The organism is Pseudoduganella sp. S-14, from assembly GCF_049913285.1.
GTDB lineage: Bacteria > Pseudomonadota > Gammaproteobacteria > Burkholderiales > Burkholderiaceae_D > Rugamonas.
This window is the reverse complement of the sequence record NZ_CP183991.1, coordinates 4,512,764-4,536,790: the sequence shown is the minus strand read 5'-3', so window position 1 is coordinate 4,536,790 and position 24,027 is coordinate 4,512,764. Positions and strand designations below refer to the sequence as shown.

The 24,027-nt window shown below is 63.9% G+C and carries 17 protein-coding genes and 1 riboswitch; of the genes, 12 read left to right on the top strand and 5 right to left on the bottom strand.

The genetic code is table 11. The features are described 5' to 3' along the window. Positions 1-39 precede the first annotated feature (39 nt). On the top strand, positions 40-576 hold the full coding sequence (locus tag ACN9MZ_RS20720; RefSeq protein ID WP_426338811.1) for a pilus assembly FimT family protein: 537 nt from the start codon (positions 40-42) through the stop codon (positions 574-576). On the opposite strand, the gene ACN9MZ_RS20715 is transcribed toward ACN9MZ_RS20720, so the two are convergent. Genes ACN9MZ_RS20715 through dgt form a run of 3 tightly spaced genes read right to left on the bottom strand, consistent with a single transcriptional unit; the run spans position 525 to position 2,948 of the window. After that, complete coding sequence (locus ACN9MZ_RS20715) at positions 525-794, bottom strand: DUF3820 family protein (protein ID WP_426338810.1); 270 nt, start codon at positions 792-794, stop codon at positions 525-527. The genes ACN9MZ_RS20720 and ACN9MZ_RS20715 overlap by 52 nt on opposite strands. Before the next feature lie 4 nt (positions 795-798). After that, positions 799-1,728 (bottom strand): AraC family transcriptional regulator, encoded by a 930-nt coding sequence (locus ACN9MZ_RS20710; RefSeq protein ID WP_426338809.1) that lies wholly within the window; start codon positions 1,726-1,728, stop codon positions 799-801. Next, complete coding sequence (gene dgt, locus ACN9MZ_RS20705; RefSeq protein WP_426338808.1) at positions 1,725-2,948, bottom strand: dGTP triphosphohydrolase; 1,224 nt, start codon at positions 2,946-2,948, stop codon at positions 1,725-1,727. Before dgt ends, ACN9MZ_RS20710 begins: the two co-directional genes overlap by 4 nt. 89 nt (positions 2,949-3,037) lie before the next feature. On the opposite strand from dgt, the gene ACN9MZ_RS20700 reads away from it, so the two are divergent. The 8 genes from ACN9MZ_RS20700 (at position 3,038) to ACN9MZ_RS20665 (ending at position 19,197) form a co-directional block, all read left to right on the top strand. Beyond that, complete coding sequence (locus tag ACN9MZ_RS20700) at positions 3,038-4,507, top strand: sodium:solute symporter (RefSeq protein ID WP_426338807.1); 1,470 nt, start codon at positions 3,038-3,040, stop codon at positions 4,505-4,507. Between the two features lie 26 nt (positions 4,508-4,533). Continuing rightward, positions 4,534-6,411 carry a signal peptide peptidase SppA gene (gene sppA, locus ACN9MZ_RS20695; RefSeq protein ID WP_426338806.1) on the top strand — a complete coding sequence of 626 codons (1,878 nt, stop codon included), beginning with the start codon at positions 4,534-4,536 and terminating at the stop codon, positions 6,409-6,411. 180 nt (positions 6,412-6,591) lie between these two features. Next, positions 6,592-8,052, top strand: a complete 1,461-nt coding sequence (locus ACN9MZ_RS20690; protein ID WP_426338805.1) for an efflux RND transporter periplasmic adaptor subunit — start codon at positions 6,592-6,594, stop codon at positions 8,050-8,052. Continuing rightward, positions 8,049-11,099, top strand: coding sequence for an efflux RND transporter permease subunit (locus tag ACN9MZ_RS20685; protein ID WP_426338804.1), 3,051 nt, complete (start codon positions 8,049-8,051; stop codon positions 11,097-11,099). Before ACN9MZ_RS20690 ends, ACN9MZ_RS20685 begins: the two co-directional genes overlap by 4 nt. Then, positions 11,096-14,329 carry an efflux RND transporter permease subunit gene (locus tag ACN9MZ_RS20680; protein ID WP_426338803.1) on the top strand — a complete coding sequence of 1,078 codons (3,234 nt, stop codon included), beginning with the start codon at positions 11,096-11,098 and terminating at the stop codon, positions 14,327-14,329. Before ACN9MZ_RS20685 ends, ACN9MZ_RS20680 begins: the two co-directional genes overlap by 4 nt. After that, complete coding sequence (locus ACN9MZ_RS20675; protein WP_426338802.1) at positions 14,326-15,696, top strand: efflux transporter outer membrane subunit; 1,371 nt, start codon at positions 14,326-14,328, stop codon at positions 15,694-15,696. Before ACN9MZ_RS20680 ends, ACN9MZ_RS20675 begins: the two co-directional genes overlap by 4 nt. 108 nt (positions 15,697-15,804) lie before the next feature. Further along, on the top strand, positions 15,805-16,989 hold the full coding sequence (locus tag ACN9MZ_RS20670) for a histidine kinase (protein ID WP_426338801.1): 1,185 nt from the start codon (positions 15,805-15,807) through the stop codon (positions 16,987-16,989). A 126-nt stretch (positions 16,990-17,115) separates the two neighbouring features. Beyond that, entirely contained in the window at positions 17,116-19,197 is a 2,082-nt protein-coding gene (locus ACN9MZ_RS20665; RefSeq protein WP_426342936.1) for a S46 family peptidase, read from the top strand. 59 nt (positions 19,198-19,256) lie between these two features. On the opposite strand, the gene ACN9MZ_RS20660 is transcribed toward ACN9MZ_RS20665, so the two are convergent. Then, on the bottom strand, positions 19,257-19,634 hold the full coding sequence (locus ACN9MZ_RS20660; protein WP_426338800.1) for a hypothetical protein: 378 nt from the start codon (positions 19,632-19,634) through the stop codon (positions 19,257-19,259). Between the two features lie 112 nt (positions 19,635-19,746). Between ACN9MZ_RS20660 and pnuC the strand changes: the two genes are divergently transcribed. Genes pnuC through ACN9MZ_RS20645 form a run of 3 tightly spaced genes read left to right on the top strand, consistent with a single transcriptional unit; the run spans position 19,747 to position 21,584 of the window. Next, positions 19,747-20,364: a nicotinamide riboside transporter PnuC gene (gene pnuC, locus ACN9MZ_RS20655; protein ID WP_426338799.1), complete on the top strand. Its 618-nt coding sequence runs from the start codon at positions 19,747-19,749 to the stop codon at positions 20,362-20,364. Next, positions 20,361-20,876 (top strand): AAA family ATPase, encoded by a 516-nt coding sequence (locus ACN9MZ_RS20650; RefSeq protein ID WP_426338798.1) that lies wholly within the window; start codon positions 20,361-20,363, stop codon positions 20,874-20,876. The genes pnuC and ACN9MZ_RS20650 overlap by 4 nt, the downstream gene beginning before the upstream one ends. Positions 20,877-20,879: 3 nt before the next feature. After that, entirely contained in the window at positions 20,880-21,584 is a 705-nt protein-coding gene (locus ACN9MZ_RS20645) for a hypothetical protein (RefSeq protein WP_426338797.1), read from the top strand. A gap of 164 nt (positions 21,585-21,748) precedes the next feature. On the opposite strand, the gene ACN9MZ_RS20640 is transcribed toward ACN9MZ_RS20645, so the two are convergent. Beyond that, positions 21,749-23,851, bottom strand: a complete 2,103-nt coding sequence (locus tag ACN9MZ_RS20640; RefSeq protein ID WP_426338796.1) for a TonB-dependent siderophore receptor — start codon at positions 23,849-23,851, stop codon at positions 21,749-21,751. A 72-nt stretch (positions 23,852-23,923) separates the two neighbouring features. Then, a riboswitch (TPP riboswitch) is annotated at positions 23,924-24,022 on the bottom strand. Positions 24,023-24,027: the final 5 nt, after the last annotated feature.

Sequence of the window (24,027 nt, the reverse complement as noted above, 5' to 3'; positions counted from 1 at the left end):
ACTCTGGCGGTTTCGCAAGAACTGAATCCGGAATTCTTCATGCATCGACTTCGCGCACCTGCCAGGGGCTTTACGCTCATCGAACTGATTGTCGTCATCGTCATCCTCGGCATCCTGGCTGCGGTGGCGCTGCCGAAAATGATCAACTTCGGCTCCTCCGCCCGGATCGCGTCGATCCAGGCCCTGGCAGGATCGGTCAGGACGTCGATCGGCCTGGTCAAGTCGCTTACCGCGCTCAGGGGCGAAGGCACGCCCGGCACCCAGGCCAACATCACATTTGTCGACCTGGATGACACGACCAGCATGCGTGTCTGGAGCGGCTACCCTGACCGCTGGTGCGACGGCGTCGGCATTGCGCTGCAAGGCACCAAGATACCGGCCGGCGGCTGCTACCTGTCATCGAGCGCGCTGAAGACCGGCGACTATACATTCTACGGCTACGGCAATAGCCAGATCCCCGGCGGCGACGCCGGGTGGCGAATCGAGGAGGCGCCGAACCCGACGCAGTGCTCCGTCCGATACAACTACAACGGCACCGGCACTCCAGTCGTCACGGTGAACACCAGCGGCTGCTGAGGGCGCCTGGGCGTGCGCAGCGGATCGAGCAGGGCGCGCAGGTTGTTGTGGTCGATCTCGTACATCAATGCCAGCAGCGCGCCAAGCTCCCCTTTCGGGAAGCCTTCGCGCGCCATCCAGCCCAGGTAATGGCCCGGCAAGTCGGCCAGCTTGCGGCCCTTGTACTTCCCATAGGGCATATCGCGCGCCACCAGCATTGCCAGGTATTCCGGGTTCATTCTTCTACAGCGCTTTCACAGGTATGCAGATTTCGCAGGTAAAGCTGCCGTCGGTCTGCGTCGCAAGGTTCTCGTAGCGCTCAAAACATGGGCGCTCGTCGCATTGCAGCCCGCTGGAAGGCAGCCATTCCTTCATCATGCGGTTCCACACCGGGCCGATGTCGCGCGGCGAACCGGTGTAGCGGGTGACAGCATAGCGCCCGCCGGGCAGCTGGGCGACGCTGAATTGCCCGCCGGGCTCGAAACCTTCCGGGATCTCGACGCAGGCATCATAGCGGCACTTGTCGGCCGGTGTGACGCTCGGATCGTCGTGGCCTATGCCGTAGCAGGTGGCGCCGGCCAGGCCGTGGCCGAGCATCCAGGGCAGGACGGCCTGGGCCCAGAACTGGCCGACAGCCGGGCCGTAGGGGCCGATGTGGCGGCGGTAGGCGATGCGGGCAGCTGGCAGGTCGACGATGTTGACTTCCATGATCATTTCTCCGAATGGGTTGTTGGAGAAGCCATGTTCGCCGTTCGCGCCTGCGCCGGCCTGACCGTACTTGCTGTTCGCCTGATCCAGATTGCTATTTTGCGCCGCCAGGAACGCGGCCGTGCGCTCGGGCGTGCTGTTGCGCCACTCGGTGGGCGTGCTGCCGAAGCGGGTCTTGAAGGCCCGGGCAAAGGCTTCGCCCGAGCCGAAGCCGGTCGACAGCGCGACTTCGAGCACCGTACCGCCGGCAGCCAGCCTGTGGGCCGCGACTTCCAGGCGGCGCCGGCGCACATAGTCGCCGATGGTCTCGCCCATCCAGCCGGCGAAGATGCGGTGGAAGTGGTAGCGCGAGAAGTTGGCGATGTCGGCCAGGGCCGGCAGGTCGAGCTGCGCGTCCAGGTTGCGGTCGATATGGTCGAGCACCCGGTTCATGCGGCGCTCGTATTCGCTGCGCGGATCGTTCATGCCAGTGGATAGATACGATCGAGGCTGCCAGGGCCGAAGTACTTTTCGTATTCCTTGGCAGCGTAGGAATCCATCATGCCGGAAATGTAGTCCACTACCAGGCGCTCGCGCGAGTCCTTCAGGCTGCGGATGGCCGGCGGCAGCAGGATGCCGCCCTTGTTGTAGTTCTTGTCGGTCAGGACTTCGAACAGCCCGCGGATGATCTTCTCGCCGCGCTTTTCGTAGAGCTGCACGTCTTTCTTGCGCAGGATGGCGCGCCACAGCAGGCTTTTCAGGCCGCGCGCCAGCAGGCCCTTGGTGCGGTAGCCCAGTTCGGGGCCGTGCATGCCTTCCACCACGGCGATGTCGCGACAGAGTTCATGCACGATCTGCGAGGTCAGCTCCTTGCGCAGCACGATCGAATATTCCTCCGAGCTTTCCTGCATATCGCATTTCAGCGCTTCTTCGTGGGCGTGGTTGGCGATGCTGGCGAACTGCTCGTAGGCGGCGGAAAAGTCCTTGCTGATCTTGAATTCGTGGACGATTTCGCCCCAGGTGATGATGCCGAAGCTCAGCGCATCTTCCACGTCATGCGCGGCATAGGCGATTTCGTCGGCCAGGTCCATGATCTGGGCGTCGATGCTCTTGCGGACGGTGATTCCGGCGGCGTTGAGCTGTCCGATCAGGAACGCATAGTCATCGTCGTACAGGAATTTCTTCGGATTGTCGGCACGGCGCTGGAAGTACTTGGTGATGCCGAGCAGGGAGCGCACGGTCAGGTTCAGGCCCGCATAGGCGTGGTGCTTTTTTTCCAGTGTGCGCAGGGTACGGAAGGCTTGGGCATTGCCCTCGAAGCCGCCGGAACCGGCCGCCAGTTCGTCCAGGATTTTTTCGCCGTAATGGCCGAAGGGCGGGTTGCCGATGTCGTGCGCCAGCGAGCAGGTCTCCGACACCACGCTGCGCTCCAGCCCCAGGTCGGCCGCGATGGAGCGGGCGATCTGCGCCACTTCCAGGCTGTGGGTCAGGCGGTTGCGGTTGAAACGGTTGGCGTCGACGCCGAGCAGCTGCATCTTGCCCTGCAGGCGGCGGAAGGAGGACGAATACAGCACGCGCGCATAGTCGCGCATGCATTCCTCGCGGCCCTCGCCGCGGCCGTCGGCCTGGGCGTGGACGCGGTATTCGAGCGGCAGAACCAGCGCCTCCTGGGCGCGGGCGAATTCGATGGTCTGTTGGTCGTACATTGTTTTCCTCTGGTTTGCAGGCGATTCTAAGGCGCTTCCGCATTCCGGTGTATATTGCAGCCCAAATTGTTTCATGGCTGGATAATAAAATGTCACCTGTTTCGCTGTTCCTCGTGGTGCTGGCCTATTTCGGCCTGTTGCTGGGCGTGGCCTGGGCCACTTCCCGCAACGCCAACAACGACAGCTTCTTCATCGGGAACAAGAGTTCGAACTGGATGCTGGTGGCCTTCGGCATGGTCGGCACCACGCTGAGCGGTGTGACTTTCATCAGCGTGCCGGGCGCGGTGGGGCGCGACGGCTTTGGCTACATGCAGGTCATGATCGGCTATGTACTCGGTTATATCGCCGTGGCCGGCATCCTGCTGCCGCTGTATTACCGCCTGAAACTGACGTCCATCTACCATTACCTGGACGTGCGGCTGGGCCGGCGCTCCTACCAGAGCGGGGCGGCATTCTTCATCCTGTCGCGCACCCTTGGCGCCACTGCGCGCCTGTACCTGGTGGTGAACATCCTGCAGGCGGTGATCCTGGACAGCCTTGGCGTGCCGTTCTGGCTGACCAACCTGGTCATCCTGGCGATGATCCTGCTGTATACGTATGAGGGCGGGGTCAAGACCATCGTCTGGACCGACACGCTGCAGGCCACCGGCATGCTGCTTGGCCTGGTGGCCTGCACGGCCTTCCTGCTGAAAGAGATGAACCTGGGCCTGCTGGAAAGCCTGGAGCGCATGCGCTCTGCCGGGCTGGCGCGCGTGTTCACGACCGATATCAATAGCCCTGGCAACGCCTGGAAACAGGTGGTGGCGGGCATTTTCATCGTCATCACCATGACCGGCATGGACCAGGAAATGATGCAGAAGAATATCTCGGTCAGGACCCTGGGTGATTCGCAGAAGAACATGCTGGCGCTGAACGCCATCCTGGCCGGCGTGCTGGCGCTGTTTCTGTTCCTCGGCGGCCTGTTGTACCTGTACGCGCCGCAGGTGGGTGTGGCGGCGAGCGGCGACAAGATCTTCCCGGCCGTGGTGATGGAGCATATGCCGGCGCTGCTGCAGCTGGTGTTCATCATTGCCCTGATCAGCGCGCTGTTCCCGAGTGCGGATGGCGCGATCACGGCGCTGACATCGTCTTTCTGCATCGATATCCTGGGCCTGAAACGGCGCGGAGACCTGGGCGAGGGCGCGCAACTGCGCATCCGCCACCGGGTGCACCTGGCTTTCTGTGCGCTGTTCCTGCTGCTGGTGATGGTGTTCAAGTGGATCGACAGCGCCAGCATGATCGGCATGATCCTGAAGCTGGCCGGCTACACCTACGGCCCGCTGCTTGGCCTGTTCGCCTTTGGCCTGCTCAGCAAGCGGGCGGTGAACGACAGGCTGGCGCCGTGTGTGGCGCTGGCCGGGCCGCTGCTGTGCGCCCTGATCGATTTTAACCAGCAAAGCCTGTTTGGCAGCTACCGCATCGGCCTGGAGCTGCTGGTCATCAACGGCCTGCTGGTCATGGCTGGGCTTTACCTGATTTCTTCACCCTCCAAGGCGAATGTCGCTTATAGTGTGAAGTAGTTTCATTTTTTGCACTAGGAGTAAAGATGTCCCGCTCTGTTTTCTCGTATGTCCGCGGTGGATTTGCCTGGTTCTGGAATGCCGTGGATAAAAGCCGCCGCGCCACCATGAACTTCCTGTTCCTGCTGGTCGTGGTGCTGCTGATTGCCGCCATGTTCGGCGGCGGCGTCAAGCCCTTGGGCGACAAGACCATGCTGGTCCTGAACCTGGAGGGCTCTTTGGTTGAACAATCGTCCGGCAGCAGCCGTGACGCGCTGATGGCCGGCCTGTCCGGCGGCGAAGTGCACAAATCCGTGCAACTGCGCGATGTCCTGAACGTGCTCGATGCGGCCGCCAAGGACCCGCAAATCGGCGGCGCCGTGCTGGTGCTGGACGAAATGCAGGGCGGCGGCCAGGCCATGCTGCGCGAGATCGGCGCCGCGGTGGACCGTTTCAAGGCCAGCGGCAAGAAGGTCGTGGCCTGGGGCTCGAGCTATAACCAGCGCCAGTACCAGGTCGCGATTCACGCCGACGAAGTCTACCTGCACCCGATGGGCGCCGTGTTCCTCGACGGTTTCGGCAAATACCGCAATTACTACCGCGATGCGCTGGACAAGGTAGGCGTGACGGTGAACCTGATGAAGGTCGGCACCTACAAGAGCTTCGCCGAGCCGTTCATCGCCAACGGCCCTTCGCCGGCGGCGGCCGAAGCGGATGCTTTCCTGTATAACGACCTGTGGGCGCGCTACACCGCCCAGGTGGAGCAGTCGCGCAAGATGCCGGAAGGCGCGCTGATGAAGGCGATCGACAACCTGCCGGCACTGGTGGCTGAAGCAAAAGGCAACCTGGCGCAGGTAGCGTTGAACGCCAAGCTGGTCGACGGCCTGAAAACCAAGGATGAACTGCGCGTATTGATGACCAAGCGCGGCGTGGACGATCCCGCGGCCAAGTCCTTCCGCCAGGTCAACTTCCACGATTACCTGGCACGCGTATTCCCTAAACTGACCGGCGATGCGATCGGCGTGGTCATGGCGGTCGGCGAGATCAGCGACGGCGATGCGCCGGCCGGCCAGATCGGCGGCGCGTCGACGGCACGCCTGGTGCGCATGGCGCGCGAAGACAGTTCGATCAAGGCGGTGGTGCTGCGCGTTGATTCGCCCGGTGGCAGCGCTTTCGGCTCGGAGCTGATCCGCCGCGAGCTGGAGCTGACCCGCGCGGCAGGCAAGCCGGTGGTGGTCTCGATGGGCAATGTGGCTGCGTCCGGCGGTTACTGGATTTCGATGGCTTCCGACGAAGTAATTGCCGACCCGGCCACCATTACCGGTTCGATCGGCGTGTTCGCGCTGTTCCCGACCGTGGACAAGGTGATCGACAAGCTGGGCATCCACACCGCCGGCCAGACCACCACCTGGCTGGGCGATGCGGGCAATCCGCTGCGTCCGATGGACCCGCGCTTCGGCCAGTTGATCCAGGGTGCGATCGGTCACACCTACGAGGAATTCACCTCCAAGGCAGCCAAGGCGCGCAAGACGACGGCCGACAAGATTGATGCCGTGGGCCAGGGCCGCGTCTGGACCGGCGCGCAGGCACAGGAGCGCGGCCTGGTCGATACGCTGGGCGGCTACCAGGACGCGCTGAAGGCGGCTGCGCGCCGCGCCAAGATGGGCGGCGAGCCGCGTATCGTCTACATCGAGCGTGAAGTGTCGCGCTTCGACAAGGTACTGGAATTCTTCGGCGCCTCGACTGCGAAGGCCGCCGCCGCCAAGGCGTTTGGCGACCAGGCCCGCGCTTCGCTGCTGCCTGCCGGGATGCCGGCTGGCGTGGCTACCGAGGTGGTGCAGGACTTGGGCTGGCTGAACGAAATGACCGCCCAGCGCAAGCCGTTCATGGCGCTGACCCATTGCCTCTGCAGCTCGCCCGATTAGTTTGTAGCAGCTTTGTAAGCAGTTATTACAAGAAACAAGCCGCCAGCCAGTCTGGCGGCTTTTCTTTTGGGGCGTCGGGGCACTTGAATTGTTTCTGATGTTTCTTGCCTAACGCATATGCGCCGGGGCGCTGTGCTAGAGTCAATTCGGGTTCTTACCAAAAGAAGAAAGGGTCGCCCCATGGAGACTCCAACAACATCCAGCACTCCGTCGAATCCTCGCGCCGGCAAGCGGGCGCGCTGGATCGGGGGAGTCGCCGCCCTGGCCGGCATGCTGGCCCTGGGCTGCCTGGCCTGGTACCTGACCCACCGCGGCCCGGCCGATGCCGGGCCGGGTGGTCCGGGTACCCCAGCCGCTGCCGCCCCGCAGGGCGGCCGCGGCGCTGGCGGCGGCCGGGGCGGACGCAGTGGCCGCGGTCCGGCTGCCACGGTGGGCGTGGCGACTGCCGAAAAGGCCGACCTGCCGGTCACGCTCGATGCGCTGGGCACGGTCACTGCAGCCGCTACGACGACGGTGCGGCCGCAGGTCTCCGGCATCCTGCAAAAGGTCTTGTTCAAGGAAGGCCAGATGGTGAAGGCGGGACAGGTGCTGGCCCAGATCGATCCCCGTCCCTTCGAGCTGCAGCTGATGCAGGCGACCGGCCAGCGCGAACGCGACGAAGCGCAGCTGGAAAACGCCCGCCTGACCCTTGAACGCTACCGCACCTTGCTGTCGCAGGACTCGATTGCGCGGCAGGAGGTCGATACGCAGGCGGCGCTGGTCAAGCAGCTGCAGGGCACGGTCACCACCGACCGCGCGAATGAGGGCACGGCGCGCCTGAACCTTGGCTATACGAAGGTGCTTGCGCCGATCAGCGGGCGGGTCGGCTTGCGCGTGGTCGATATCGGCAACCTGGTAGGCTCTGGCGATGCCGGGGGCATCGCGGTGATTACGCAATTGGCGCCGATCGACGTGGAGTTTGCTGTGCCGCAGGACCGGGTCTCCGAGCTGGGGCAGCGCACCGGTGATCGTGCCGGTGACAGCATGGTTGCGCTGGCATATGACCGCACGCGCAGCACAGTGCTGGAGAAAGGCGAGTTTTACGCGCTGGATAATCAGGTCGACACCCAGACCGGTACGGTAATGGCCAAGGCGCGCTTTGCCAACGCCGGTTCTTCACTGTTTCCCAGCCAGTTCGTGAACGTGAGGCTGGAGCTGCGCACCATCAAGGACGCCGTGGTGGTGCCGGTGACGGCATTGCGGCACGGTTCTTCGGGCGATTACGTGTACGTGCTGCAGGAAGGCCAGACGGCGTCGCTGCGGCCGGTCACGCGCGGGATCGCAACCGTGGACAAGGTGCAGATCGAGAGCGGCCTGGCAGCGGGCGAGCAGGTGATCACCGAAGGCGCCGACCGGATCAAGGATGGTGCGCGCGTGACGCTGCCGGCGCAACGGCCCGGGGCCGACGGCGAGCATTCCGGCCGCTCGCGCGGCGAAGGCAGGCCAGCGGGCGAGGGCGGCGGCAAGTGGCGACGTCATCGCGACGAGGCCGGCGCGGGCGGTGCTGGCTCGGGAGCGGGCGCCGATGGTCGCCGGGCGCCTGGGGGCACGCCGGGCGGGGCGCGAGGCGAGGGCCGGGCAGCGGACGGCGTGACGCGATGAGCCCCTCGGCGCCGTTCATCCAGCGCCCGGTAGCAACGGCGCTGTTCATGCTGGCCATCGTGCTGGCCGGCCTGCTCGGCTATCGCTTCCTGCCGCTGTCGGCGCTGCCGCAAGTCGATTTCCCGACCATCCAGGTGCGCACCCTGTATCCCGGCGCCAGTCCGGAAGTGATGGGCCGCACGGTGACGGCGCCGCTTGAGCGGCAGTTCGGCCAGATGTCGGGCCTGCAGCGCATGAGCTCCACCAGCGCCGCCGGCGTTTCCATCATCACGCTGCAGTTCAGCCTGGGGCAGACCCTGGACGTGGCCGAGCAGGAAGTGCAAGCCGCCATCAACGCCGGCGGCTCGCTGCTGCCGACCGACTTGCCGGCGCCACCCGTGTACGCCAAGGTCAACCCGGCCGACGCGCCAGTGCTGACCCTGGCCATCACGTCGAACACCATGCCGCTGACGGAAGTGCAGAACATCGTCAACACGCGGCTGGCGCTGAAAATCAGCCAGGTCAACGGCGTTGGCCTGGTCACGCTGAGCGGCGGCCAGCGGCCTGCCGTGCGCATCCAGGCCGACACCCAGGCCCTGGCCAGCTACGGACTGGGCCTCGATACGCTGCGCACCGCCATCACGGCGGCCAATGCCAACAGCGCCAAAGGCAGCTTCGACGGCCCCACGCGCGCCTTCACCATCAATGCCAACGACCAGTTGCTGGCGGCCGACGACTACCGGCAGTTGATTGTCTCCTACCGCAACGGCGCGCCGGTCCGGCTGCAGGACGTGGCCCGCGTGGTGGATAGTGCGGAAAACGTCAAGCTCGGCGCCTGGGCCGGCCTGACGCCCGCCATCATCCTCGACGTGCAGCGCCAGCCGGGCGCCAACGTCATCGCCACCGTGGACGCCATCAAGGAGCGCTTGCCGGAACTGCAGGCCAGCCTGCCCGGTGCCATCGAGGTGACGGTGCTGAGCGACCGCACCCACGGCATCCGCGCATCGGTGCTGCACGTAGAGCTGGAATTGCTGCTGGCCGTGGTGCTGGTGGTGCTGGTGATCTTCGCTTTCCTGCGCAGCCCGCGCGCCACGGTGATTGCCAGCCTGGCGGTGCCGATCTCGCTGGTCGGCACCTTTGGCATCATGTACCTGCTTGGCTACAGCCTGAATAACCTCAGCCTGATGGCGCTCACCATCGCCACCGGTTTTGTGGTGGACGACGCCATCGTCATGATCGAGAACATCGCGCGCCACATCGAAGAAGGCGAGAGCCCGATGAATGCCGCCCTTAAAGGCGCGCAGCAGATCGGCTTCACCATCATCTCCCTGACGGTGTCGCTGATTGCGGTGCTGATCCCGCTGCTGTTCATGGGCGACGTCGTGGGCCGCCTGTTTCGCGAGTTCGCGGTCACGCTGGCCATCACCATCCTGATCTCCGCCGTGGTGTCGCTGACGCTGGTGCCGATGATGTCGGGCCGCTGGCTGGCCGAACACAAGGAGCATGAGGCAACCCTTTTCGACCGCCTGGTCAAGCGCTATGACGGCAGCTTGCAATGGGTGCTGGAGCGCCAGGGCTTGACCCTGCTGGTGGCGCTGGGCACGCTGCTGCTGACGGTCCTGCTCTACCTATGGATTCCAAAGGGCCTGTTCCCGACCCAGGACACCGGCCAGCTGCAAGCCCGCATCGAGGCCGCGCAGACCGTTTCCTATGAACGCATGGCGCAACTGCAGCAGCAAGCCGCCCGGGCGCTGTTGGACGACCCGGCGGTGGCCTCGCTTAGTTCGGTGGTCGGCGTCGATGCCGGCAACAACACCATGCTGCATACCGGCAGCATGCTGGTCAACCTGAAACCGGACCGCGACAAGCTGCAGGTCGTGATGGAGCGCTTGCGCCAGCGCGTGGCGCAGGTGGCCGGCGTCAAGCTTTACCTGCAGCCCACGCAAGACCTGACCATCGATGCTGAAAGCGGGCCGACCCAGTATCGTGTCTCGCTGGAAGGCGCCGACAACGCCACCGTGTCCGAGTGGGCTGCCAAACTGGCCGAACGCATGGCGGCCAAGGAGCGCCTGCGCAACGTAGTCTCCGACGTCGGCGCTACCGGCGCCGGTGCGTACGTCAGCATCGACCGCGACACGGCATCGCGGCTGTCGATCACCGCTGCCGCCGTCGATGATGCCTTGTACAGCGCCTTCGGCCAGCGCATTGTGTCCACCATCTTCACCGAGACCAACCAGTATCGCGTCATCCTGGAAGCCGGCCAGGACCGCATGGACACGCCGGAAGCGCTGGGCAACCTGCAACTGCGTACCGGCAGCGGCAAGCCGACGCCCTTGTCGGCCATCGCCAGCGTGCAGGAACGCCCGGCGCCGCTGCAGGTCACCCACGTGGCGCAATACCCGGCCACCACCATCGGCTTCGACGCTGCGCCCGGCGTGGCGCTGGGGCAGGCGGTGGATGCCATTCGCGAGGCGGCTAAAGAAGCCGGCCTGCCGCAGTCGGTCAGCCTGACTTTCCTCGGCGCGGCGGGCGCCTACCAGGCTTCGCTGAGCAACCAGCTCTGGCTGATCCTGGCGGCCGTGGTGTGCGTCTACATCGTGCTGGGCGTGCTGTACGAAAGCTATATCCACCCGCTGACCATCCTGTCCACGCTGCCCTCGGCCGGCGTCGGCGCGTTGCTGGCGCTGATGCTGACGGGGCAGGAGCTGGGCGTGATCGGCATCATCGGGATCATCCTGTTGATCGGCATTGTGAAAAAAAACGCGATCATGATGATCGACTTCGCCATCGAGGCGGAGCGCGAGCAGGGCATGGCGCCGCGCGACGCGATCCACCAGGCAGCACTGCTGCGCTTGCGGCCCATCCTGATGACCACTATGGCGGCGCTGTTTGCGGCCATCCCGCTGATGTTGGGCTGGGGCGAAGGCGCGGAGCTGCGCCGGCCGCTCGGCCTGTCGATCTTCGGCGGCCTGATTGTCAGCCAGTTGCTGACGCTGTACACCACGCCGGTGATCTACCTGGCCTTTGACCGCCTTGCGCAGCGCCGCCGAAAAGGTAGAGAAGCATGAACCTGTCCGAGCCCTTCGTCCGCCGTCCGATTGCCACGGTGCTGCTGACGATCGGGCTGGCGCTGGCCGGCATTGCAGCCTTCTTTGTGCTGCCGGTTTCGCCTTTGCCGCAGGTGGACTATCCCTCGATCTCGGTCAGCGCCAGCTTGCCGGGCGCCAGCCCGGACACCATGGCAAGCAGCGTGGCGACGCCGCTGGAGCGGCGCCTGGCCGTGATCGCGGGCGTCAACGAGGTCACTTCTTCATCGGGCAGCGGCTCGACCCGCGTCAACCTGCAGTTTGAGCTGAACCGCAAGATCGATGCCGCGGCGCGCGAAGTGCAGGCCGCCATCAATGCCTCGCGCGCCGACCTGCCGGCCACGCTGCGCGGCAACCCGACCTACCGCAAGGCCAATCCATCCGATGCGCCGGTCATCATCCTGGCGCTGACATCGGCGACCCGCAGCCCGGGGCAAGTGTATGAGTCGGTGTCGAACATCGTGCAGCAGAAACTGGCGCAGGTGAAGGGCGTCGGCGACGTGGAGATCGGCGGCGGTTCGCTGCCGGCGGTACGCGTCGAGTTGCTGCCGTTTGCGCTGAACCGCTATGGCGTATCGTCTGAGGACGTGCGGGCTGCGATCCAGGCCACCAACGCCAACCGGCCCAAAGGCGCGATCGAGGTGGAAGGGCGGCGCCTGCAAATCTATTCGGCAGCTTCCACGGCAAGCGGCGGGCGCAGCGCGGCCGATTACCGCGACCTGGTGGTGGCCTGGCGCGACGGCGCTGCGATCCGCCTTGATGACGTGGCCGAGGTCACCGACGGCGCCGAGAACCGCAATACGCTGGGCCTGTTCAACGGCGAGCCGGCGGTCATCGTGCTGGTGACGCGCCAGCCCGGCGCCAACGTGATCGAGACGGTGGATGCGGTGCGCGCGCTGCTGCCGCAGCTGCAGGCGCAATTGCCGCAGGACGTGAAACTGCAGGTGGCTTCGGACAGCACCAACTCGATCCGGTCGTCGCTGCACGAGATCGAATTCACCTTGCTGATCTCGATCGTGCTGGTGGTGCTGGTGGTCAGTGCCTTCCTGCGCAGCGCGCGGGCTACGGTGATCCCGGCGATTGCCACGGTGGTGTCGTTGCTGGGCACCTTCGGCGTGATGTATCTGCTGGGCTTCAGCCTGAATAACCTCAGCCTGATGGCGCTGACCGTAGCCACCGGCTTCGTGGTCGATGACGCCATCGTGGTGCTGGAGAACACGGCGCGCCATATGGAGCAGGGCATGGAGCGCTTCGCCGCCGCGCTGCAGGGGGCCAGGGAAGTCGGCTTCACCGTGCTGTCGATCAGCGTGTCGCTGGTGGCGGTATTCATTCCGCTGCTGTTCATGGGCGGACAGGTCGGGCGGCTGTTCCGCGAATTTGCCGTCACCCTGTCGGCGGCGGTGATGATTTCCCTTGTGATTTCTCTGACCGCCACGCCGATGCTGTGCGCCTGGCTGCTGCGGCCGGGCGTCGAGCAGAAGCCGCCAGGACGCGTGTCGCGCTGGTTCGAGCGCGGCTTCGGCGTCATATTGCGCACGTACGAAAAGTCGCTGGACTGGGCGCTGGACAGTGCCCGGCTGGTGATGCTGGTGCTGCTGTTCGTGGTGGGGTTGAATGTGTACCTGTACGCGGCGGCGCCGAAAGGCTTCTTCCCGCAGCAGGATACGGGACAGATCAACGGGGGCATCCGGGCCGACCAGAGCATCTCGTTCCAGGCCATGCAGGGCAAGCTGCGGCAGCTGGTGAATATCATCCGCGACGATCCGGCGGTGGCCACGGTGGTCGGCTTTACCGGCGGCTCGCGGGCGGGCGGCGGTTTCATGTTCGTCAGCCTGAAGCCGGTGGCCGAGCGCGACGTGACCGGGCAGCAGGTGATTGCGCGCTTGCGGCCCATGCTGGCGCGCGTGACCGGCGTGTCGCTGTTCCTGAATACGGTGCAGGACTTGCGCATGGGCGGGCGGCAGAGCAATTCCACCTACCAGTACACGCTGAAGAGCGATAACCGGGCCGACTTGAAGCGCTGGGCGTCGCGGCTGGCGGACCAGATGAAGCGGCAGAAAGCACTGGTGGACGTCGATACAGACCAGGCGGACAACGGGGTGGAAACGTTCGTCGCTGCCGATAAGGACATGGTGGCGCGCATGGGGCTGACGATGCGCGATGTCGACAACGCGCTGTATAACGCCTTCGGCCAGCGCCAGGTGGCGACCATCTACGATGAGCTGAACCAGTACAAGGTGGTGATGGAGGTGGCGCCGCAATACGCGCGCAGTCCCGAAGCGCTGGCCGATGTCTATGTGGCGCGGCGCGCGGCGGCGACAGCGCAGGAGCCGGGCAGTGTGGCGAATGGCGCACGGGCATCGGCGACCGGCGCTGGCTCGGACGCCGGCGCCAGCGCGGCAGGCGGCGCGGTGGGTGCCGGGATGCGCGACCCGTCCGGCGGCTCGGCCCTGAGCGCGCAGGCGGAAGCGATGGTGCCGCTGGCGGCGCTGGCCACCTTCGCCGAGCGCTCCACGCCGGCCTCGGTCAACCACCAGGACGGCGAGCTGGCCACGACGGTCTCCTTCAACCTGGCTGATGGCGCCAGCCTGGGCGAGGCGCAGCAAGCGGTGAAAGACGCGGAAAACGCCATCGGCATGCCCAACAATGTGCGCGGCAGCTTCCAGGGCACGGCGCGCACGGCGCAGGAAACCAACCAGCAGCAGCCGCTATTGATCGCCGCCGCGCTGGTGGTGATCTATATCGTCCTCGGCATGCTGTACGAAAGCCTGGTGCACCCGATCACGGTGCTGTCGACGCTGCCGTCCGCTGGCGTGGGGGCGGTGCTGGCGCTGCTGATGTTCCGCATGGAGTTCTCGCTGATTGCCCTGATCGGCGTCTTTCTGCTGATCGGCATCGTGAAGAAGAACGCCATCCTGATCATCGACTTCGCGCTGGAGGCGGAGCGCACGCGCGGCCTCGATCCGCGCAGCGCCGTGCGGGAAGCCTGCCTGCTGCGCTTGCGTCCGATCCTGATGACGACCATGGCAGCGGCGCTGGGGGCGCTGCCACTGGCAATCGGTTTCGGCGAAGGCTCCGAGCTGCGCCAGCCGCTAGGCATTGCCATCATCGGCGGCCTGGTCGCCAGCCAGTTGCTCACCTTGTTGACCACGCCCGTGGTCTACCTTCTGCTCGACAAGATGCGCCTGCGCGGCGCGAAGGCCTCAACATGAGAAAAATGCTTGGCGCGTTCACACTCGTACTGGCCGGTTGCGCCACCGGCCCGGACTACCACACGCCCAACGCGCCGCTGTCGGCAGAATTCAAGGAAGCACAGGGCTGGCAGCCAGCCGCGCCGGCGGATTTGCTGAAAAAAGGGCCATGGTGGGAGCTGTTTGGCGACGCCACGCTCAGCGCGCTGGCAAGGCAGGTGGAAGTCGACAACCAGAACGTGGCGGCGGCCGGGGCGCGCTACGCGCAGGCGCGCGCCGCCGTGGCCGAGCAACGCGCAGCGCTGTTCCCGGTGGTGACGCTGGACGCCAGCGCCAGCCGCAACGGGGGCGGGGACGCGCGTGCCGGCAACCAGTACCGCGTCAACATCGGCGCCAGCTGGGAGCCGGACGTATGGGGCAGGCTGCGCGCTGGCGTCAGCGGCGCCCAGGCCAGCGCCCAGGCCAGCGAAGCCGACCTGGCGGCAGCGCGCCTGGCGGCACAGGGCGAGCTGGCCGTCAACTACATCGGCTTGCGCCTGGCAGATGCCCAGCTGGCGCTGCTGGGCGAAACCGTGGAGGGCTACCAGCGCGTGCTGCAGATCACCCAGAACCGGGTGAACGCCGGCGTGGCGCCCAGTGCGGACCTGCTGCAGGCGCAGACCCAGCTGGCCAACGCCAGCGCCGACCGCCTGACTGTGCAGCGCCAGCGCGCCCAGCTCGAACACGCGATCGCCATCCTGCTTGGCAAGGCGCCGGCCGACCTCACGCTGGCGCCGGCGCCCTGGACGCTGCAGGTGCCGCAGATCCCGGCAGGCCTGCCGTCCACGCTGCTGGAGCGGCGGCCCGACATCGCCGCCGCCGAACGCCGGGTAGCGGCGGCCAACGCGCAGATCGGCATCGCCCGCAGCGCCTATTTCCCGAGCCTGAGCCTGGGCGGAAGCTACGGCGTGGCGGGCAGCCAGCTGGGCGGCTTGTTCAGCGCCTCCAACACCCTGTGGTCGCTCGGCCTGTCGGCGGCACAGACGGTGTTCAATGCCGGCGCCACCGGCGCCCGCATCGACCAGGCCAGCGCCGCCCGCGACGTAGCCGCGGCGGCTTATCGCCAGTCTGTCTTGAACGCCCTGGCCGAGGTGGAAGACCAGCTGGCGGCCAGCAAAGTGCTGGCGCAGCAGCAGTCCTTGCGCGAAACCTCGGCCAATTCGGCCAGCCAGGTCGAGCAGCAAATGCTGAACCGCTACCGGGTTGGCCAGGTCAGTTATACGGAGGTGGTAACCGCCCAGGTTACGGCACTCAACGCCCGGCGTGCGCTGCTGCAGGCGCAGGCCGATCGCCAGACAACGGCAGTGGCGCTGGTGCAGGCGCTCGGTGGCGGATGGCACCATCCGTGATCGAACGAAAAGTTTAACTATGTTAATCTAATCAAAAAAATATCACCAACCCCTGGACCGGAGCTATATTTACATGGCTGGCTTGTATCAAAACCGGGCTGAAATCGCATGAGCCATAACGCACTGCGTCCGTGGCGCGGACTGGAACTTGCCGCGCTGGCCGAACTGGATCGGCAAAAGCGGGAGACCGGGCAGGCGCTACGCCGCTATGCCGGCTTGTTTGAGCAATTCATCGAGCCCGGCGAACAACATTCCATGGGCTTGCTGCAGGAAGGTGGCCTGCGCCGGCTGTTCGCTGCCCTCGATAGCGTTGGCGACGGCGTTGCCATGGCCGATGCCCAAGGCTGTATCCACACCGTAAACCCGGCGTTTTCTGCAATGTGGGGCGGTTCTGGAACACCTGAACTCGGACCCTTGCTGTCGGAGCTGTGCGGCCAGGCCGCCTGGGATTGTGCACTTTCTGCTGGGGAGTGGGATGGCGAAGTGCGCGGCCGGCGCCCGGACGGCGGACGCTTCCAAGCCACGCTGGTGCTGCGCATGCTGGCGGGCAGCGATGGGCAGGCGGAAAGTGTCGTAGCAGTGCTGACCGACTCAATCGATTCGCGAGTCGCGCAGCGCACGGCTGAACTCCAGCATGAAAACGAGCAGTTGCGCCAATTGTCGGCCCATATGGCCACCGTCAAGGAAGAAGAGCGCAAGCGTATTGCGCGGGAGATCCATGATGAACTGGGGCAGAACCTGCTGGCGCTGAAGATGGACATCGTGCAGCTGAATGAACGCATGGGCGGCCGTCAGACGCGTTTTGCGCGGCGTGTCGCCTCCGCGTTGGACAATATTGATGCCACCCTGCGCAGCGTGCGCGGCATCATGAACGAGTTGCGCCCTTCGGTGCTGGATTTGGGCCTGGCGGCGGCACTGGAATGGCTGGTGAACGACTTCCGCCACCGCAGCAGCCTGCACTACGAACTGGCCTTGCCGGGCGACGGCGATCTGGCAGCCATCGACAGCGAAACCGGCCTGGTACTGTTTCGCATCGTGCAGGAAGCGCTGGTCAATGTACTGCGCCACTCGCGCGCCAGCCAGGTTGCGGTGCGGCTTGCAGTGGAGGACGAGGTGGCCTTGCTGGAAGTGGAGGACAACGGCATCGGCATCGCGCCGTCCTGCCGCGAGCGGCCCGGCTCCTTTGGGCTGATCGGCATGCAGGAGCGCGCCGACGCCCTGCATGGCAGCTTTACCCTGAATGAATACGAAGCCGGTGCGGGATGCTGCGTGACGGTTCGCCTCCCTTTGTAAGCAAAAAGTCAATAGCCCTGCATGCCGGGAACGCATATACTGCCGGTGCTTTTATACGTTCAGGGGACTGATTTGACTAAAAAACTCGCACTTTCGGCAGCGTTGCTAGCAGCATTCGCTCCCGCCATGGCCGACGAAGGCCAATGGCAGCCGCACCAACTGCCGCAACTGAAGGCAGAACTGAAGCGCATCGGCATCACCATCCCGGCCGAACGCCTGGCCGACCTGTCCAGGCATCCGATGAGCGCCATCGTGTCGCTGGACGGCTGCTCCGCGTCGTTCGTATCCCCTGACGGCCTGGTGGTCACCAACCACCACTGCGCTTACGGCGCCATCCAGCGCAATTCGACCGCTGAAAAGAACTATATCGCCAACGGCTTCCTGGCCAAGACCCGCGCCGAAGAACTGCCGGGCGGACCGACCACCCGCGTCTACGTGACCGACAAGGTGGACAACGTGACCGCCCGCGTCAATGACGGCCTGGACAAGCTGGCCGGCAAGGATCGCAACGCCGAAGTGAAAAAGCGCATCAAGGCGCTGATCGCCGAGTGCGAGACCGACAAGAACTACCGCTGCTCCGTGCCGGCTTTCCACCGCGGCGCCGAGTATTACCGCATCCGCCAGATGATGATCAAGGACGTGCGCCTGGTCTACGCGCCGCCTGAATCCATCGGCAACTACGGCGGCGACATCGACAATTACGAATGGCCGCGCCACACCGGCGATTACTCCTTCCTGCGCGCCTACGTGGGCAAGGACGGCAAGCCGGCCGACCCGTCGCCGGACAACGTGCCTTACAAATCGAAGGACTTCCTGGTGGTGTCCGCCGAAGGCCTGAAGAACGACGATCCTATCCTGCTGGCCGGCTATCCAGGCCGCACCAGCCGCTACAAGCTGCCGGTCGAGATCCGCTATGCGCGCGACCTGAGCTACCCGGCCATGGTGGCCGACTACCAGGCCGACCTGGACGCCATTGCCGCCGCCACCAAGGGCAAGGAAAACGACGTGGTGCGCTATGCCAGCGTGGTCAAGTCGATCAACAATCGCATGAAGAAGACCCAGGGCCTGCTGGACGGCTTCGCCCGCAAGGACATCGCTGCCATCAAGGACAAGCAGGACGCCGAGTTCCGCGCCTGGTACGGCAAGCAGCCCAAATCTTCGCAAGCCATGCTGGCCGAACTGGATGCCGCTATCGCCGCCGACATGGAACTGAGCGACGACGAATTCGCCTACGGCGTGGCGACCTACAGCGACCTGCTGAAATCCGCGCGCACCCTGTACCGCCTGGCGCTGGAAAAGCAGAAGCCGGACGCTGACCGCGAATCGGGCTTCCAGGAACGCGACCTGGCCAACATCAAAGCGCGCCTGAGCCGCCTGGAGCAGTCGCTGGTGGCATCGGTCGACCAGGCCCGCTACGTGGCAGGCCTGCAGCGCTACGCCAAGCTGCCGCCCAAGGCACATCCGCAGTGGCTGGATAACCTGACCCCGGCCATCGCCGACGTGCCTGCCATGTACCAGAAGTCCGGCCTGGCCGATACCGCAACCCGCCTGGCCTGGATGGACAAGGCGCCGGCCGAATTCGAACAGTCCGCCGACCCGTTCATCAAGCTGGCCGTGCGCATGCACGGCGCGGCCATGGTGCTGGAAGAGCGCCGCAAGGAAGTCGACGGCAACCTGGAAAAGATCATCCCGCAGTACATGGGCGCCGTGATCGCGTGGAAGAAATCGCAGGGCAAGCCGGTCTACCCTGACGCGAACTCCACCCTGCGCGTGACCTATGGCACCGTGTCGGCCTACCCGGGCCGTGACGGCATTACCAAAGGCCCGTTCACTACGGTGGAAGGCATCCTTGAGAAGAACACCGGCAAGGAGCCGTTCAATGCGCCACAGTCGCTGATCGATGCGGTCAAGGCCAAGCGCTATGGCCAGTTCAAGGACCCGGTACTGGGTACCGTGCCGGTCGACTTCCTGTCCTCGGCTGACACGACCGGCGGCAACTCCGGTTCCGCCGTCATGAACAAGCGTGGCGAACTGATTGGCCTGAACTTCGATTCCACTTACGAGTCGATTACCAAGGACTGGTACTTCGACCGCGACATCACGCGCGCCATCCACCTGGACGTGCGCTACATGCTGTGGGTGATGAAGGAGGTTGACCATGCGGACAACCTTCTGAAGGAAATGACGATCAAGTATCCGCAGAAGTAACCAAGAAAGGGGCTCGTAATGAGCCCCTTTTCGATTTGGGGCAAAACTCTTAAACGCTCTTAGGCGCTCTTTTTTCCTCTTGTTCGACCTTCTTTGCTCTTAAATTGAGGCATTTTCTTGCGTAAGTTCATCGCTCGTTGCCACTCTCCTTCATTTGGAAAACCAATCCATATCGTCTCCCATGCGTTGCGAAATGAACCGCCGACTTGGTTGACAAACTGGGCAGCAGAAACGCTTTTGCCTTCGAAGCGCAATGCACGTCCTTCGACGTGCGCCAGATAGCTTGTGCGCCTGTAGACGTTTCGCAGCGTTGTCCCGTCAGGAAGGAAGACGTTCTTCCATTGATAGCCATCGAGAGTTGATGCGGAGCGCCTGGACTGCGCAGCCACGAATCCATTCATCCAAGCACTGATCGCCTCGTCGAGAATTTCAAACATTTCCTCCACTGCCGTCTTACTGCCGCCCGAAGGTGATTCTAAAAATGCAACTGCTTGGTTTGGCTAGGACTCCTGCTCATGGCATAATCCCGCGTCACCCAAACGCAAACCCATGAACGAAACCATTTCCCTGTTCGGCCTTGCCGCCACCACGCCACTGGAGCTGGTGTCGTTCGTGCTGTCCGTGCTGACCGTATGGCTGAACATCCGCCAGAATCACTGGGCCTGGTTGTTTGCCATCTTGTCATCCGCCATGTACGGCGCGGTGTTCTTCGGCGCCAAGCTGTATGGCGACATGGCGCTGCAGGGCGTGTTCATCACGGTTTCGATCTGGGGTTGGTACCAATGGCTGCACGGGAACCATGGAAGCCAGCTGGGCGTGTCGACGCTGAATGCGCGCGGCCGCGCAGTGTGCGGGGTGGCATGGCTGGCGGGCTTTGGCATACTGGCCTGGTTCCTGCGCCGCTTTACCGATACCGACGTCCCTAACGCCGACGCCTTCCTGACCGCCGGCAGCCTGGTCGGCCAAGCCCTCCTGTCGCGCAAGAAAATCGAGAACTGGCACGTCTGGATCATCGTCGACGTGCTGTACGTCGCGCTGTACGTCCACAAAGGCCTGATGCTGACGGCCGTCCTGTACGGCATGTTCGTCGCAATGGCCGTCGCAGGCCTGCTGGCCTGGCAGGGCAGCAGCGGTGACGAACCGGAAGAAGCAGTCGTCTGGAAATGAAGCAGCCATACCGCGTCGCCATCATTGGCGCTGCATCCTCCGGCAAGACCACCCTGGCGCAGGCGCTGGCAGAGCGCTACGGCGCCATCTGGGTGCCCGAATACCTGCGCGAATTCTGCGACGCGCGCCAATGCGTTCCCGTATCGACCGACCAGTTCCACATCGCCACCACCCAGGTGGCGCGGGAAGATGCCTTGGCCGCACAGGGCGGCCGCTTCCTCTTTTGCGACACCACGCCGCTGATGACGGCGGTCTACAGCATCCATTACTTCGGCGGCATCGACGAGCAGCTCGAAAGTCTCGCATCGTCGCGCCAATACGACATAACCCTGGTCTGCAAGCCTGAATTTGCCTGGATACCTGACGGACTTCATCATGAGGAGCAGGATGTCAGCGGTATTATTGATGCGATCCTGCTCGATGAATTGGCCCGGCGCGGCATGCCGTACACGCGCATCTCGGGCGACCTCGACGAACGCCTGAAGCAAGTAGCTCAACTCCTGGGGGATTGAAGCATGAAAAAACTGCTCGCGTTGGCCGCCATGTTCCCCTTGGCGGCGTTTGGCGAGACCGGTTACTACATGGTCACCGTTTACGACGTCGAAGGCCAGGCTTCAATCGACTACAAATACTGGAACGCCCACTACAAGAATTCGCGCAACACCGCCAGCCCGGAAATCGGCATCGGCTATGGCGTAACGTCGCGCTGGTACACCGAACTCACCACGCAATGGTTTCAACGCAACGGGCGGCAAACCCGCAACACCGGCGTCGAATGGCAGAACGACTTCCTGCTGACCCAGGGCCAGTACGACGTCGACGTCGCGTTGCATACGCTGGTGGAGCGTGCCCGGCGGCGCGATAACGGCTACTACGTTGAAATCGGCCCAGTCCTGCAAACGCAGATCTGGCGCACCCAGTTGAACTTCAATGTGTTCTTCCAGCGTGAGATGGACAACGGGGAGCAGAACGACACCGAACTGGCCTACCAGTGGCAGGTGAAACAACGCTGGAAGCGCTGGTTCTCTCCCGGCCTGCAAGGCTTTGGCGAAGTAGGGAAGTGGAACGACTGGCTACCGTCGAAAAGACAATCGCACCGCGCAGGCCCGGCATTCTTCGGCGAAGCGGGCCGCTTCAAATACGAAGCAGCCTATCTGTTTGGCAAAAACTCAGGACGCGCAGCCAATTCCTTCTCGATGCGTGCGCAGTACTTGTTCTAAATTGGGCATTGAGCCTCGATGATTACAGATGATTCCATTGCTCTTGAAAGAGTACGTACGGGGCGTTCAACGAATGCGAGCGCCCAGTACATTTCACCAAGGTCCGTCGAACGCTCGTTTGCTGGCGGAGCGAGCCCCGTAGGGCTCAGCTCCGCATTGCTAATTTAGAAGTCCACCTGCGCCGACAGCTGGAAGGTGCGCGGCGAACCAGGGAACAGGTAGCCGCCCAGTTCCGGCGTCACATCGCGCCAGTAGAATTTGTCGAAGGCGTTTTTCACCTGCGCGCGCAGGATCACCGTCGAACCGCTCACGCGGGTAGCGTAGGAGCCGCCCAGGTCGACCACATGGTAGGAAGGCACCATGGTCTTGTTCTCCTGGTCGAACGCCTTACGGCCAGAGAACCTCCAGTTTGCATTCAGCTTCAGGCCAGGCACTTCGGCCACGGCGTAATCAGCCCACACAGTGGACTTGAAGTTCGGCACATTGGTCACGCGCTTGCCATCGAGTTCGGCCAGGCCAGTGTCTTCCTGTTTTGCGTGGATGGCGGCCATCGAAGCACCCAGCAGCAGATCGCGGGTAACCTTGCCTTGCGCCGCAAATTCCAGGCCGCGATGACGTTCCTGGCCACTGCGCACGAATGCGGTGGAAACCGGGTCGGTAAACTCCAGGCCCTGGTCAATCTGGTAAATCGCTGCCGACAGCGAGATGCCGTTGATTTCGGCTTTGGCGCCGGCTTCCACCTGCTTTGATTTGCCGGGCGCGAGCGCGCTAGGGTAGTTGGAGGTGCCGAGCGGCGCCACGCCGCCGTACTGCAAGCCTTGGGCGTAGTTCGCATAGTAGGACAGCTTGGCGGTCGGGCTGAATACCAGCGACACATTCGGCAACCAGAAATTCTCGCGAACCGGGACCACGTCAACCTCATTGCGGCGCAGGGACGCGTAACGCACGCCGGTATGCAGCGCCAGTTGATCGGTCAGGCCGATGATGTCCTGCACAAAGGCGGAGCGCTCATGATCGTTGCGGCGCTCGGAAACCGGGCCAACCTGCTTGTCGGTCATCGGTACCGCGACTGGGCGATAAATGTTGCTGACGCCAGCGAGTTCGTACACGTAATCGCCCCAGCTCTCATGGTTGCTGAAGAAGGACAAGCCGGCAGCCAGTTCATGGCGAATCGAACCGGTGGCGAAGCGGCCATTCAACAGCGCCTTGGCAGACAGCGGCTTCTTCTCTTCACCCAGGCTGCGATAGTCGTAAACATCATAGTCGCCGTTGGTGCAGTAGCCTGGCCACAACGATTCGCTTGAGCAGCCGTAAGGGAAGGCGGTGTAGTCGTCGCGCTTGAAGCGATGCTGGTTGGCGCTCAGGGTGGCTTTCCACTCAGGCGACAGCTGGTACTGGAAGTTGACGCCGATATTGCTGGATTCAGTCTCCACCGGCTTGGCCCAAGGCTGGTCATTCAGGAACGTGTCAGCATCGGCCACCGGCAGATTGGTACCGCCGATCAGTTGGAAGCCTGGTGCCGACTTCTGCGACTTCTTCTGGTAGTCGGCATCGATTTGCAGCAACGCCTGAGGGCTGATGCGGAAATCGAAAGCGCCGGATACGAAGCTGCGATGACCGTCGGCGCCCTTGATGATGGAGCGCATGCGTTCACCCGCAGCGTTGAAACGGTAGCCGAATCGGCTATCTTCGAACCGCCCGCCCAGGTCTACCGTGCCCAGCACGGAGCCACGCTCGCTCACTTTGAACTGCACGGAACGCAGGTTGTTCTCGGTTGGACGCTTGGTCACGTAGTTCACCACCCCACCTGGCGCCGCGACGCCTTGCTGAAGGCCGGCGAGGCCGCGCAGCACTTCGATGCTTTCCTTGTTCTCCAGAGGGATCTGGGTATCGCCGGAAATCGGATGGCCATCCTTGCGGTATGAGTTGGCGTTATTCAGCTTGAAGCCGCGAATTGAGAACTGTTCGGCATAGCCAACGGCGTTGTACGCGTCACCGATGCTCGCGTCGTACTTGACGGCGTCAGTGGTAGTGCCGATGTTCAGGTCTTGAATCTGTTCGCGAGTCAGTACGGTGACGGAAGCAGGCGTCTGCAATAACGGCTGGTCGCTGAATCCGGCCACGGACGCGCGTTCGGCAGCCACACGATTGGCGGTAATGACCACTTCGGTCATTTTCTGGTCCTGCGCATGGGCGGCAGGGGCGAAGGCGGAAGCAATGGCCAGTGCGGCCAGGCTAATTTTGCTATTGATGTGGGTGCTGTTCATGATGTGCTCAGGCTGTACGTTATGCGCCAGCAGGAGAGCACGAGGGTGAGAGCGGGCCCCGGGGCTGCGGGCCTTCAACCATCTGCGCTTTCCTTCGCTGGCATTATCCAGATCAGGTTCGGAGGGTATTTCTCACCCCGCGCACTTGCGCGAGGACCCCTAGCGAGGCGGTATTG